14 protein-coding genes are annotated in these 11842 nt (G+C 56.9%); 4 read left to right on the top strand and 10 right to left on the bottom strand.

The window, feature by feature from the left end; translation table 11 throughout:
- Positions 1-55: 55 nt before the first annotated feature.
- Positions 56-697 carry a hemolysin III family protein gene (locus tag GOV90_RS07440; protein WP_171093227.1) on the bottom strand — a complete coding sequence of 214 codons (642 nt, stop codon included), beginning with the start codon at positions 695-697 and terminating at the stop codon, positions 56-58.
- Positions 698-763: 66 nt separating this feature from the next.
- On the bottom strand, positions 764-1258 hold the full coding sequence (locus tag GOV90_RS07445; protein WP_171093225.1) for an RNA pyrophosphohydrolase: 495 nt from the start codon (positions 1256-1258) through the stop codon (positions 764-766).
- Positions 1259-1395: 137 nt separating this feature from the next.
- Between GOV90_RS07445 and GOV90_RS07450 the strand changes: the two genes are divergently transcribed.
- The gene (locus GOV90_RS07450) at positions 1396-3423 is read left to right on the top strand and encodes an NADPH-dependent 2,4-dienoyl-CoA reductase (RefSeq protein ID WP_171093223.1); all 2028 of its coding nucleotides are present in this window, start codon (positions 1396-1398) and stop codon (positions 3421-3423) included.
- Between the two features lie 6 nt (positions 3424-3429).
- Here the strand turns inward: GOV90_RS07450 and GOV90_RS07455 are convergent, their stop codons facing one another.
- Together GOV90_RS07455 and GOV90_RS07460 are read right to left on the bottom strand one after the other, a co-directional pair.
- Entirely contained in the window at positions 3430-4038 is a 609-nt protein-coding gene (locus GOV90_RS07455) for a LysE family translocator (protein WP_171093221.1), read from the bottom strand.
- Between the two features lie 67 nt (positions 4039-4105).
- Positions 4106-4546 (bottom strand): DUF4399 domain-containing protein, encoded by a 441-nt coding sequence (locus tag GOV90_RS07460; RefSeq protein ID WP_171093219.1) that lies wholly within the window; start codon positions 4544-4546, stop codon positions 4106-4108.
- Between the two features lie 227 nt (positions 4547-4773).
- On the opposite strand from GOV90_RS07460, the gene GOV90_RS07465 reads away from it, so the two are divergent.
- Positions 4774-5679: a LysR family transcriptional regulator gene (locus GOV90_RS07465; RefSeq protein ID WP_171093217.1), complete on the top strand. Its 906-nt coding sequence runs from the start codon at positions 4774-4776 to the stop codon at positions 5677-5679.
- Positions 5680-5757: 78 nt separating this feature from the next.
- Here GOV90_RS07465 and GOV90_RS07470 read toward each other — a convergent pair whose 3' ends face one another.
- The 4 genes from GOV90_RS07470 to GOV90_RS07485 are packed head-to-tail and all read right to left on the bottom strand — an operon-like array spanning position 5758 to position 8674.
- The gene (locus GOV90_RS07470; RefSeq protein ID WP_171093215.1) at positions 5758-6660 is read right to left on the bottom strand and encodes an OmpA family protein; all 903 of its coding nucleotides are present in this window, start codon (positions 6658-6660) and stop codon (positions 5758-5760) included.
- Entirely contained in the window at positions 6657-7214 is a 558-nt protein-coding gene (locus GOV90_RS07475) for a peroxidase-related enzyme (protein ID WP_171093364.1), read from the bottom strand. The genes GOV90_RS07470 and GOV90_RS07475 overlap by 4 nt, the downstream gene beginning before the upstream one ends.
- Positions 7215-7244: 30 nt before the next feature.
- The gene (locus GOV90_RS07480; RefSeq protein ID WP_171093213.1) at positions 7245-7955 is read right to left on the bottom strand and encodes a GNAT family N-acetyltransferase; all 711 of its coding nucleotides are present in this window, start codon (positions 7953-7955) and stop codon (positions 7245-7247) included.
- Positions 7952-8674 carry a molybdopterin-binding protein gene (locus GOV90_RS07485; RefSeq protein ID WP_171093211.1) on the bottom strand — a complete coding sequence of 241 codons (723 nt, stop codon included), beginning with the start codon at positions 8672-8674 and terminating at the stop codon, positions 7952-7954. The genes GOV90_RS07480 and GOV90_RS07485 overlap by 4 nt, the downstream gene beginning before the upstream one ends.
- 50 nt (positions 8675-8724) lie before the next feature.
- Between GOV90_RS07485 and sfsA the strand changes: the two genes are divergently transcribed.
- A complete protein-coding gene (sfsA, locus tag GOV90_RS07490) occupies positions 8725-9432 on the top strand; it encodes a DNA/RNA nuclease SfsA (protein ID WP_171093210.1) in 708 nt (235 codons plus the stop codon).
- A gap of 164 nt (positions 9433-9596) precedes the next feature.
- On the opposite strand, the gene GOV90_RS07495 is transcribed toward sfsA, so the two are convergent.
- Entirely contained in the window at positions 9597-10442 is an 846-nt protein-coding gene (locus GOV90_RS07495; RefSeq protein WP_171644533.1) for a hypothetical protein, read from the bottom strand.
- 401 nt (positions 10443-10843) lie between these two features.
- Here GOV90_RS07495 and map point away from each other — a divergent pair, with 401 nt between their 5' ends.
- Positions 10844-11656 carry a type I methionyl aminopeptidase gene (gene map, locus GOV90_RS07500; protein WP_171093205.1) on the top strand — a complete coding sequence of 271 codons (813 nt, stop codon included), beginning with the start codon at positions 10844-10846 and terminating at the stop codon, positions 11654-11656.
- Here map and GOV90_RS07505 read toward each other — a convergent pair.
- Positions 11644-11823 (bottom strand): hypothetical protein, encoded by a 180-nt coding sequence (locus GOV90_RS07505; RefSeq protein WP_171093203.1) that lies wholly within the window; start codon positions 11821-11823, stop codon positions 11644-11646. The two genes, map and GOV90_RS07505, sit on opposite strands and share 13 nt — an antisense overlap.
- Positions 11824-11842 lie beyond the last annotated feature (19 nt).

Here is an 11842-nt window from a genome sequence, read left to right on the forward strand (position 1 = left end):
TCGAGACTTTTTCACAAAATGGATTGGGGCGCCCGCGCCCCGACCCTGCCGTATATTAAGAAAACAGCGCCAGCCAGATTCCGACGAACATCAGAACCCCACCCAGGTTCACCCAGATATGCCAAATCGCATAACGAAACGGCAGTGTCTTTTGAGCGTAAAACATCGTTCCAACAACATAGCTGACTGCACCGCCCGCAATGCACCAAAGGGTGGCTGTGGGAACGGTTGTCATGTCTGGGATTGCGCCCAAACCGATGCCCCCCAAACCAAGGTATGATGCTGTCGACCATCGTGATTTGACCGTCTCATTCGCGATCTTGTTCCAGACGGCCGCGATGGTCAGCCCCCAGCATACCAAAAGCAAGGTCATGGTCCATGTCGTTCCAGCCTGAACGAAGAAAGGCGTGAATGTCCCGCAGATACTGGGATAAATCGCGGCGTGGTCGATACGGCGCAACAGCTTACGGCGATCATGCCAAGGCGCGAAATGATAGGCGCAGGACGCAAGGTTCGACGCAAGCGCACAGAGAACATAAACGATGACCGCAAGAAGCAGCGCAGCATCCAGACGCTGATAGGCGTTCACGATCAGCAGGCTGCCAGCCAAAAGGATCAGGGACAACCCAACCACATGGACAATCATGTCAGCAGTGCGGTGCGCGCGTATCGGGCTGGGATAAGTTGTTTGTACCATGAAGAGCCTGCTAAGAACGGCTCTGCGCTAAAGGTCCGCTCGGAAAATGTCCAACTTTCCCATACGTCAATCCTTCTCACCCAAGTAGCTGTCAAAAGCCTTAAGCACATGCTCATATACGTCCCGTTTGAACGGCACGATCTCGTCGATCAACCGATCAGACGCTTGCCATTTCCATTGTGAAAACTCGGGGTGATCGGTTTCGATGTTGATCTGATCATCCGTTCCGATAAAGCGTAGCAGGAACCATTTCTGCTCTTGCCCGCGATAGCGGCCTTTCCAGATCTTGGGCACGATGTCGTGCGGCAGATCGTAAGGCAGCCAACCGTCGGTTTCGGCCACGATCTCCACCAGATCCGAGGTCACCCCGGTTTCTTCCCACAACTCTCGCAGGGCCGCATCGCGCGGGTCTTCGCCCTTGTCCACACCGCCCTGCGGCATCTGCCACGCGTCTTTGTGACGGTCGTTGCGCTGACCCACAAAGATCCTGCCATCCGCGTTTATCAGCATCAGCCCGACACAAGGACGATAGGGTAGCTTGGCGATGTCTTCGGGGGTCATAGGGGGCCTCATCGGATTGTTCCGCCAACCTCTAACAACCACAGGGGCAACAGCAAAGAGGGTGACGTGGGGTTTCGCGTGACAAAGTTGACGCGAAGGTCAATCTAACTCGCATATTCGGGAGGGAGAGTTTCGCCATGACTGCGTACCCAAACATGCTGGCCCCGCTGGATCTGGGCTTTACTACCTTGAAGAACCGCGTGCTGATGGGCTCGATGCATACGGGGCTTGAGGAAACCGGTGACTGGAACCGGGTGGCTGAATTCTATGCGGACCGGGCGCGCGGTGGCGTGGCGCTTATGGTGACAGGTGGCATTGGTCCGAATCTTGAGGGCTCGGTTCTGCCCGGCGCGTCGATGATGACCAATGAAAAAGAGGTGGCGAACCATTCCATCGTGACCCAGCGGGTGCACGAAGCAGGCGGCAAGATTGCGATGCAGATCCTGCATGCAGGACGCTATGCCTATGGCCCGAAATGCGTGGCCCCCAGCCCTGTGAAATCCCCAATCTCACCCTTTCCGCCAAATGAGCTGGATGAAGACGGCATCGAAAAACAGATCAGCGACATCGTGAACGCTGCCGTTCTGGCCCAACAGGCGGGCTATGACGGGGTCGAGATCATGGGGTCTGAAGGGTATTTCCTGAACCAGTTCCTTGTTACCCATACCAACAAACGCACCGACCGCTGGGGCGGGTCCTACGAAAACAGAATGCGCTTGCCTATCGAAGTCGTGCGCCGCACGCGCGAGGCCGTTGGCCGCGATTTCATCATCATCTACCGCCTGTCGATGATTGATCTGGTCCCCAACGGCTCGACCCATGAAGAAGTGGTGCAACTGGCGCAAGAAGTAGAAAAGGCCGGTGCCACAATCATCAATACCGGCATTGGTTGGCACGAGGCGCGGATTCCGACCATCGCCACCAGCGTGCCGCGTGCAGCCTTTGCTTGGGTGACGAAAAAGCTGATGGGTAAGGTTTCGATACCTGTGATCACCTCAAACCGGATCAACACGCCCGAGGTCGCCGAAGAGGTCTTGGCCTCCGGCTGTGCCGATATGGTGTCGATGGCCCGCCCGATGCTGGCAGACGCCGATTTCGTCAACAAAGCCGTTGCGGGGCAATCTGCGCAAATCGCACCCTGCATTGCGTGCAATCAAGCCTGTCTGGATCATACATTCAGCGGCAAGCTGACGTCTTGTTTGGTCAATCCCCGCGCCTGTCATGAGACCGAACTGGTGATTGCACCCGCCACAACGCAGAAAAACGTTGCCATTGTCGGTGCGGGCCCAGCCGGTTTGTCCACCGCGATGACCGCCGCCCAGCGCGGCCACGACGTGACTTTGTTTGACCGCGCCGCAGAGATTGGTGGGCAGTTGAACATGGCCAAACAGGTTCCGGGCAAGGAAGAGTTTTGGGGGCTGGTCGATTGGTATCGCACCATGATGGCCGATCTGGGCGTAAAGGTGGAATTGAACCGTGAGGTCAGCGCCGACGATCTGACCGGCTTTGACGAGGTGATCATCGCAACCGGCGTCACCCCGCGCGACCCACAGATTCCGGGGCAGGATCGGGAAAATGTCCTCAGCTATATAGACGTGCTGCGTGGCAAGGCCGAAGTCGGCGAATCTGTCGCCGTAGTCGGCGCAGGTGGCATCGGCTTTGATGTGTCGGAGTTTCTTTTGAAGGACGGGCACAGCGCAACCACCGACTTGCCGCTTTGGATGAAGGAATGGGGCGTGACAGACCCGGCCGAGCACCGCTCGGGCCTTGCGCCAGAAGGGCCTCAACCCAGCGCGCCTGCGCGTCAGGTCACATTGCTACAGCGCAAGAAACAGGCACACGGCAAGGGATTGGGTAAAACCACTGGCTGGATTCACCGTGCAGCGTTGAAGATGAAAAACGTCAACTTCGTGGGCGGCGTGAACTATGAGCGCATCGACGATGACGGCTTGCATGTCAGCTTTGGCGAAGACCGTGCAGACCCGACAGTGATCTCGGCGGATACAATCGTTTTGTGTGCCGGGCAGGTTTCAGACCGGTCGCTGGCGGACGCGCTGATCGAACGCGGCGTTACCCCCCACGTAATCGGCGGTGCGGATGTAGCGGCCGAACTGGACGCCAAACGGGCAATCAATCAGGGAACACGATTGGCGGCCGAGCTTTAAGCTTGGTCAGTCGGACAGCGCAAGTTTCACCCCCAGCGCGCCGAAGGCCGTCGCAAAACACCGTTTGATCCAGGCCATCACTGACGGGCGGTGGATGATGTAGTCCCGCGCCACGGCCGCGCAGGCCCCGTAGGCGATAAATACAACAAAGGTCATCGCCATAAACGCAAGCGCCAGTTGCACCAAAGCCAGCCCCGCATGGTTTGTGTCGGCGGGCAGAAATTGCGGCAGGAACGCGAGGAAGAACAACGACAGTTTGGGGTTCAACACGTTGATCAGCGTGCCGGTCGCCGCAATTCTAAGGTACCCTTTGGCTGATTTATTCGCGCTGACCTCCATCGCACCGCCCTCGCGGACAATACCCCACGCCATATAGAACAGGTAGAGCACCCCAAGGTATTTGAGCACCTGAAAGGCCAGCGCACTTGTATGCAGCAGAGCGGCCAAGCCGATAATGCTGGCCACAGCGGCGGGTACGATTCCAAGCGTGCAGCCTGCCGCCGCCGCAATGCTGGCGCGAAACCCGCGGCCAAGCCCAATGGCCAGCGTGTAGATGACGCCGGTGCCCGGCAACAGCACGACGATCAAAGATGTAATGAAAAACTCAAGCGACATAGAACCCTCCGACCACTTGCCGGAGAGTTCCCCACATCAAACCGAAAGTAAACAGGCGTGCAGCTACCTACTCAACGGTAATCGTAATCACCTCGGACACAATCGGTGGGTTATGTGGCACATGGCCCGCGTCTCCCAATACCAGTTGCAGCGTGTGCTGACCTGCGGGCAGGTCCAGTGTCACCTCGGTCTGGCCGCCGCCAAAATGCATATGGTTGTCATCGGCAGGAAGGCCATAAGCCAGCTCATCCGCTCCATCCTCGCCCTCACCAATCGGGGGGCGGTTGAGCAACAGGTGGTGGTGGCCGGTGTTTTCCTTCTCGGTCCCGGCAGGGGCGACGCCCATTCCGCTGAGACCGAAGACAACCGTGACCGGTGATTGCACTGTGTCACCGTCTGAAAGATTAACGAAATAAACCTTCGCATCGGGGTTCGAAGGCGTCTCACCCCCGGCGTATGCAAAGCCCGCAAAAAGGCAAAAGGCAGCGATGGTGAAAACGGTCTTCATGGTCTCCTCCCTTGTCACAAAAATGCCATCCTCAAGGTAACACATTAGGTCGCTGCACCAAAAAACACAGCCTGACTGGGGCTCAGGCGCATTTGGAAACCACTGTTTCTGCGTTTCCCATACGCAAACGATCCGATTCAAATCCCTGATATTATCCCATGTCTGCCGCGTTTCCGCCCAGATTCAGCGCCATAGTCAGAGAGGAAATCAAGATCTGGGGAACGAGTATGGACCGACTGACTGAAATGGAAGCCTTCGCCAATGTGGTGGACCAAGGTGGCTTCACCGATGCGGCCAAAAAGATGGGCATCTCCAAATCCGCCGTGTCCAAACATGTCTCGAGCCTCGAAGCGCGTCTGGGGGCCCGGTTGCTGAACCGCACCACACGCCGGGTGTCGCCGACGGAAATCGGCCTTGCCTACTATGACCGCGCGCGGCGTGTTCTGAATGACGCGGGCGAAGCAGATTCGCTGGTCACATCAATGCAATCGGCCCCATCGGGCCTGCTGCGCATCAGCGTTGCCACCGACTTCGGCGTGAATCACCTGTCCCCCGTTCTGTCCGAGTTCCTGGCCGCCTATCCCGATATCACCGTGAACATGGTTCTGAACAACCGTTATGTCGAACTGATTTCCGAAGGATTTGACGTGGCCGTCCGCATCGGCGAGCTGGAAGACAGCACGCTGCGCGCCCGTAAGCTAACTGAAACCGTGAAACGCATGGTGGTTGCGCCCAGCTATATTGAACGCTTCGGACGCCCGCAGAAGATCGATGATCTGAACGAACACAAGCTGCTGCACTATTCCAGCCAATCCTCGGGCAACGTCTGGAAACTGACCGCGCCATCGGGTGAAAAACGTCAGGTGCGTACCGCGGGCTGGCTGAGCGTGAATGACGGGCAATCGCTGCTGAACGCGGCCATCTCGGGGCTGGGGATCGCGTATCTGCCAAGCTATCTTTATGCCGAAGCGTTGAAATCAGGACAGGTGGTCGACGCCATGCCATCTCTGCCGGACGAGGTTCAGGGCATCTATGCCGTCTACCCGCCTGGCCGCTTCACACAACCCAAAGTTCGGGCCTTCATCGACTTCCTGGTCAATTCCTACCACGACAAAGGCCCGATGGACTGGTAATTCTCCCTGAAGACCAACCTTATGACCCGCATGTCAAAGTGCGGGTCTTTTTTTGCCTTTAGGCTTGACCGTACCTGTTCAGTTGACCAGCAAAACCGCTTCGACCCGGCGGTTCAGGTCGCGTCCCTCGGGCGTCGCGTTGGACGTTATCGGAGCCAGATAGCCCACGCCCTGCGCCTCGATCCGCTCAGGGGCCACGCCATGCGCCTCGATCAATCGGGTGCGTACGGCCTCGGCCCGGCTTTTGCTGACAGAGATATTGGCCGACAGCGCGCCGGTGTCGTCGGTATGCCCTACTAACGCAAGTCGCGTATCGGGGTTGTCAGACAAGTAACCGGCGACCAGAGTCAGCGACGCGAACGGCCCTTCACCCAATGCCACCTCGCCGGTGGGAAAATGCAAATCATCCAGGATCACATGCCCTGCGCTTGTCAGAGCCTCCAGCAATCCGCCCGAGCCTTCGACGGCCTGTTCGATCACAACCGGATCAGGGTCAGGCGCATCCTGCGGCGTTACGCGGATCAACTGTACGTAGCCATCTGGCGGGTTGCGGCTGACCAACAAGCTAAGCGCAACGGATCCCTTGGTCGCTGAAAGGAAACGGTAATCCTGAATGGCGACATACATGTCTGGTGTTGGCACAACTTCCGTCCCGAAACGGAAATCGAAGCCGCCGCAAGCTTGCGCCTCACACTCAAACAGGATCTTGTAGCCTTGCGCCTCGATCTGGTCGCGCAGCGGGGCCAGTAGCTGCAGGGTCGTGCTGGAACCTGCCTGTAACCGCCACGTGAACCGCTCAACCCGACCTTCGATTGTGTCTGAGGGCACTGCACCGTTCTCATAAGGCCCCGTCGGCAGGTCATAACTGTCCAACGGCGAGGTTCGGTCACTGATCTGGCGCGCACTGGTGGGCAGGGTCAGGTCCTGCGCCAGAACCGGGCCTGTTAGTAGCATTGATAAAAGGACAGCCGTACGGATCATCGAAACTGCGCGTGATATTCTGCGTTCGGTACCATTGCGGTCGCGCTGGCCACCCGGTTGGACATGTTGAAGAAACCGGTTACGTTGGCAATGTCCCAGATGTCCCGGTCGGTGAACCCGGCATCGCGCAGCTTCTGCCGGTCGGGTTCTTCGATCTCGGCGCTGGAGGTGGTCATCTTGGCAGCAAAATCCAGCATCGCACGCTGACGTGGATCCAGCGGCGCAACGCGGTAGTTCATCACCAGCATCTCACCCAGTTGCGGATTACTCGACAGCTGACGCACCGCCGCGCCATGGGCAACCAGACAATAAAAGCACTTGTTGATCGATGAAACGACCACCGCAATCATCTCACGCTCCAGCTTGGACAGCCCGCTGTCGGCCAACATCAGGTCATTGTACATCGCCGTGAAGGCATTCAGCTTGTCGATGTCGAACGCGTTTGCTTTCAACACGTTCGGCACCATGCCCAGCTTTTCGACACAGATATCAAAGTATTTCTGCGTTTCCGGCGGCAGCGGATCGACCATGGGCAGGTTCAGCGCGGTGGGCATGTCTTTCTGTGTCACGGCGGCCTCTTCAGTTCAATCAAGGTGACGGTAATGGTATTCGCCCGCAAGCTCCATCCCGAGCGCGCGATAAAGGCCATTGGCACCTGCATTGGCCTTGGTGCAGATCACGCTGAGGGTCTGCGCGCCATTATCCCGCGCCCAGATTGCCGCCGCGCGCATGGTCCAGTGGCCCAGACCATGGCGGCGATGATCGGGCAGAATTTCAAGCGCGTGGACCATCGCAACATCCCCATGCATAGCCACAAATGCCACGCCGCTGGGTTTATCGTTATGGCGCAGCAACAGGCTGGTCTTGGGACCTTTCGCGCGCGCCATGACCGCTTGCCGTTCTGCGCCGATCCCGGCCGAAGACCAGATTTCGCGCATGATCTCAAGTGGCTCCCAGACCGAGAAGACCATGATCGGAGGAATCGGTTGATCTGTCAGCAGGTCGACCGGACAGGCATAGATGTTGACCGGGTCCAGAACGCTGTACCCCCGATCAGCCAGTTTTGTGTCCAGCGCCTCATCACCCGGACGCAGACAGAAAATGCGTTTCTGCCCCATGGCCAGCATTGCGGCCTCGGCGGCGTCAATATCCGCGTCTGTTGCAGGACCCAGCGCATTAGCCGCAGACACGCGTGACCCACCACCTTGTCCTTCGCGCAGTTGGAACGGGCCAAGCGCCTTGTAGCCTGCGGCAGGCCATGTGCCGTCGACAATATCCGCCCAGTTCAAGCTCAAAGTTGCAACTCTTTCGCCAGACGGGTCATCGCCGCATCAATCCGCCCTCCGTCAGTGCCTCGTATCACGACGTTGGCACCGAAGGCCCCGTTGATCTGGAACGGATAACACCCGATGGATAGGTCGCTGAATTCTTCGGCCAAGGCGGACAGGTTTGCGGCAATATCGCCCTCGCCCCGATCTACGCGCAGAGTTTGCGACAGCAAGGGACTGCCTCCGGTTAACGTTGGCAGAACACTGGCCACCATCGCCTGAAACACCGAAGGCACGCCGGCCATCACATGCACGTTCGCAAGGATAAAGCCCGGTGCAGTCGAGACCGGATTGTCAATCAGCGCCGCACCATCGGGAACGCGGGCCATGCGCAGTCGGGCGGCGTTCAGTTCCAACCCCGATTTGTCGTAATGCGCCTGTAACAATGCCCGCGCGTCATCCCTGATATCAATCGGCGTATTGAAGGCCCGCGCGATGCAATCGGCCGTTATATCGTCATGGGTCGGACCGATGCCGCCACTGGTAAAGACGGTGTCATAGGCATCAGACAATGCCTTAACCGCCCCTTCGATGGCAGGGGCGTCATCGCTGACAATGCGCACTTCTTTCAGGTCGATGCCATGTTTCGTCAGCTCTTGCGCCAGAAAATGCATATTCGCATCACGGGTGCGGCCGGACAGGATTTCATCCCCGATCACCAGCATCGCTGCGGTTGGATTGGCCATGGCGCTCTCCCCTCTTGATCGTTCTCAGGGGCAGGTATAGGCCCTGAACCATGCGTTTTGAAACCCCTCTTATCCCCGCCCGCCTGATCCGTCGCTACAAACGCTTTCTGGCCGATTGCACGCTGGAAGACGGGCAAGAGGTTACAGCCCATTGCGCCAATCCGGGATCGATGATGGGGCTGGCCGAACCGGGCGAGAAAATCTGGCTGGAACCCAATGACGACCCGAAGAAAAAGCTGAAATACGGCTGGCGATTGGTGGATCACGAAAACGGGCATTTCACCGGCGTTGACACCTCGGTTCCCAATCGCGCCTTAAGGGCAGCGCTTGAAGCTGGTGAGATCGCAGAACTGGCCGCCTATGACACCGTCCGGCCCGAAGTGAAATACGGCGAAAACAGCCGCATCGATTTTCTGTTAACCGAGCCGGGCCTGCCCGACGCTTATGTCGAGGTCAAAAGCGTGACCCTCTCGCGCCAGCCCGGCCTGGCCGAGTTCCCCGACAGCGTCACGGCGCGCGGCACCAAGCATCTGGGCGAGCTGGCAGCAATGGCCGCGCAAGGACACCGCGCAATCATGCTGTACCTGGTACAACGCACCGATTGCGACCGGTTTGCGCTGGCGGCTGATATTGACCAGGCCTATGCGGCGGCGTTTGAAGCAGCACAGGCGCAGGGGGTGGAACGGTTGGTGTATGGGACGAAGATTTCGCCAGAGGGGGTATGGGTGGACATGAATGGAAGCAAGATGAATGAATGACAGCATTGAGCCCAAACTAACCGAATGTTACGATCTGCGCGAATGTAGGCTTTACTAGAAGAGGCTGATACTTCAGGACCTCAGAATTCCAGAATCCGGTCAATATAATCGGAAGCGCCATAGACGAGTTGGCAAGAATGCACTTTCATGCAGTCATTGGGATGTCACAGCGTGAACGTCCGTCTGGAGTATGGGTTTGCTGGCAATCCAAGCAACGTGTCGTCAACATCTTCATCAATCCCCTCCGACAAACAATCAAGAAATCCAGCCGAGTTAATGTCTTTAGACAGCATGTCCTGCTCTATCTCATCGAGCAGCGGCGTGAAAAGTGAACAAACCTTAGCGTAGTATTCTATATCGGTACCAACCTTTGCCCGGGGATGATCCACGTAAACATAAAACGTTTTAACAAACTCAATTTCCCCGCCATTCCAAATTCCAAACGATACTTCGATTGCTGAAACCCCAGTTCCTCCGATATCCTCAACAACGTTCTGATATAGAGTCTCTTTGAAGTATCCTTTGTGTTTAGGGGAGAAAGGCCCAGAGCGAGCAATGACATTATCGTTCTTCAAAATTCGGATTTCAGCCGGCGGGTAGTAAGTGCTAATACAATAACCGTCGGCTCTCATAGCTCCACGATAGTTGAATTTAGAAACCAATTCCTTGATGTCGTAGTCAGAGATTTTATGCATGCGCTCAAAAAAGTTTCGGGCATCGAGTTCAAAGTCGGAATTGCTCAAGTTTTGTTCAAGATCTAAAAGGTCACCGAGCAGCGAGTCATAGAATTGCCCACAAACAAAGTACTCAGCCTGCCTATCGTACCCAAAGAACACATCCGACTGAGTGTTCATCATCAGTACCATTTTTGGGTTCAAGAAGTTCATTTTGTTTAAAAGGCTTTGCCGGAACTCGAGCTTCATGCCAGCATGTTCATCTTTGACGTGCTTCAAGATAGCTTCATTTCGCTTTTTCAGCCGATCCTGTGGTGATCGAAATATCCCAAACATTACTTAATGTTATCCTGTCAGTGAGCATAAGTACCGAAGTCCAAACAACCTAAATGCCACCCAGACTGATAGCAACCGCCTTCCTCTTTTGCTTGGTGAGCGCTGGTTTAAATTAGACCCAGAAAAGGTCGGTGTGCCGCCTGCCCCCAAGTCTAAGACCTCTGCAAACCGGACATTCAAATTGGAATCGCGAACGCCCTCTTCGTCCGCATAGCACAGTTTGCCCGCTTTACCGCCTGAGCGTAAACGCCGACACAGACACTCAAAATAACTACCGTCGGTTGACGCTTGAATTCGCCACTTTTTGCACCATCTGCAACCCGCAACGCTGCGCCCTCTGGTACTTTCTGCACAAGCAGCGTAAAAGGAATGCTGCGCGAAACATTTGGAGCTTAGCGTCGATGAAAGAACATCGTGGCCGCCTGACCAAAGACGGCATCCGCATCTATGAACAAAGCGACTTTGCCGGAATGCACGCGGCAGGGGCTTTGGCGGCACGCATTCTGGATGATATTGCAGAACACGTCTTTCCCGGCCAGACGACTGGCGCGATTGACGGGCTGATTACTCAGATGGTTGAAGATGCAGGCGCAACCTCGGCCACGATTGGGTACAAGGGCTATCAACACGCCAGCTGCATCAGCGTCAATCATGTGGTCTGCCATGGCATTCCGGGTGAAAAAAAGCTGAAGGATGGCGACATCCTGAACATTGACGTGACTGTTATCGTTGATGGCTGGTTCGGCGACACCTCGCGTATGTATGTGGCCGGGAAACTGCCGCGCAAGGCGGAACGGCTGATCCAAGTGACCCATGACGCGCTGTTCAAGGGCATCGAGATGGTCAAGCCCGGCAACACTTTCGGTGATATTGGCCACGCCATTCAGGCTTATGTAGAAGCGCACCGGATGAGCGTTGTGCGTGATTTTTGTGGCCATGGTCTGGGCCGCGTGTTCCACGCGCCGCCCAATGTTCTGCACTATGGCCGTCCGGGCACCGGTGCGGTTTTGGAAGAGGGTATGTTCTTTACCATCGAACCGATGGTCAATCTGGGCCGTCCTGAAACCAAGACGCTGGCCGACGACTGGACAGCTGTGACCCGCGACAAGTCACTGTCGGCACAGTTCGAGCATTCGGTGGGTGTCACGGCGGATGGGGTCGAGATCTTTACGCTCTCGCCGGGCGACAAGTTCCACCCGACCTACTCCTCCTGATCGGCAGCCTGTTCGCGCAACACTTTCAGCAGCATCGTCTCTGCCCCCCACGGCGTCACCGCGTCGTGGATGAAAACAGGCGCGCGCATCGGCTTGCGCTCGGGCCCGGTAGAGGCTTCGGCGTCGCGGGCAAACGTCCAACTAAAGGGTGTCAGGGCGCGGTCCATGACCACACGTTAGCACAAT

Origin of the sequence: Ruegeria sp. HKCCA5929, assembly GCF_013034525.1 — a bacterium.
Taxonomy (GTDB): domain Bacteria; phylum Pseudomonadota; class Alphaproteobacteria; order Rhodobacterales; family Rhodobacteraceae; genus Ruegeria.

What these genes read in the sequence shown, in the direction of transcription:
- GOV90_RS07440 (WP_171093227.1), bottom strand. Translation starts at nt 697, where the DNA reads ATGGTACAAACAACTTATCCCAGCCCGATACGCGCGCACCGCACTGCT.
- GOV90_RS07445 (WP_171093225.1), bottom strand. Translation starts at nt 1,258, where the DNA reads ATGACCCCCGAAGACATCGCCAAGCTACCCTATCGTCCTTGTGTCGGG.
- GOV90_RS07450 (WP_171093223.1), top strand. Translation starts at nt 1,396, where the DNA reads ATGACTGCGTACCCAAACATGCTGGCCCCGCTGGATCTGGGCTTTACT.
- GOV90_RS07455 (WP_171093221.1), bottom strand. Translation starts at nt 4,038, where the DNA reads ATGTCGCTTGAGTTTTTCATTACATCTTTGATCGTCGTGCTGTTGCCG.
- GOV90_RS07460 (WP_171093219.1), bottom strand. Translation starts at nt 4,546, where the DNA reads ATGAAGACCGTTTTCACCATCGCTGCCTTTTGCCTTTTTGCGGGCTTT.
- GOV90_RS07465 (WP_171093217.1), top strand. Translation starts at nt 4,774, where the DNA reads ATGGACCGACTGACTGAAATGGAAGCCTTCGCCAATGTGGTGGACCAA.
- GOV90_RS07470 (WP_171093215.1), bottom strand. Translation starts at nt 6,660, where the DNA reads ATGATCCGTACGGCTGTCCTTTTATCAATGCTACTAACAGGCCCGGTT.
- GOV90_RS07475 (WP_171093364.1), bottom strand. Translation starts at nt 7,214, where the DNA reads ATGCCCACCGCGCTGAACCTGCCCATGGTCGATCCGCTGCCGCCGGAA.
- GOV90_RS07485 (WP_171093211.1), bottom strand. Translation starts at nt 8,674, where the DNA reads ATGGCCAATCCAACCGCAGCGATGCTGGTGATCGGGGATGAAATCCTG.
- sfsA (WP_171093210.1), top strand. Translation starts at nt 8,725, where the DNA reads ATGCGTTTTGAAACCCCTCTTATCCCCGCCCGCCTGATCCGTCGCTAC.
- GOV90_RS07495 (WP_171644533.1), bottom strand. Translation starts at nt 10,442, where the DNA reads ATGTTTGGGATATTTCGATCACCACAGGATCGGCTGAAAAAGCGAAAT.
- map (WP_171093205.1), top strand. Translation starts at nt 10,844, where the DNA reads ATGAAAGAACATCGTGGCCGCCTGACCAAAGACGGCATCCGCATCTAT.
- GOV90_RS07505 (WP_171093203.1), bottom strand. Translation starts at nt 11,823, where the DNA reads ATGGACCGCGCCCTGACACCCTTTAGTTGGACGTTTGCCCGCGACGCC.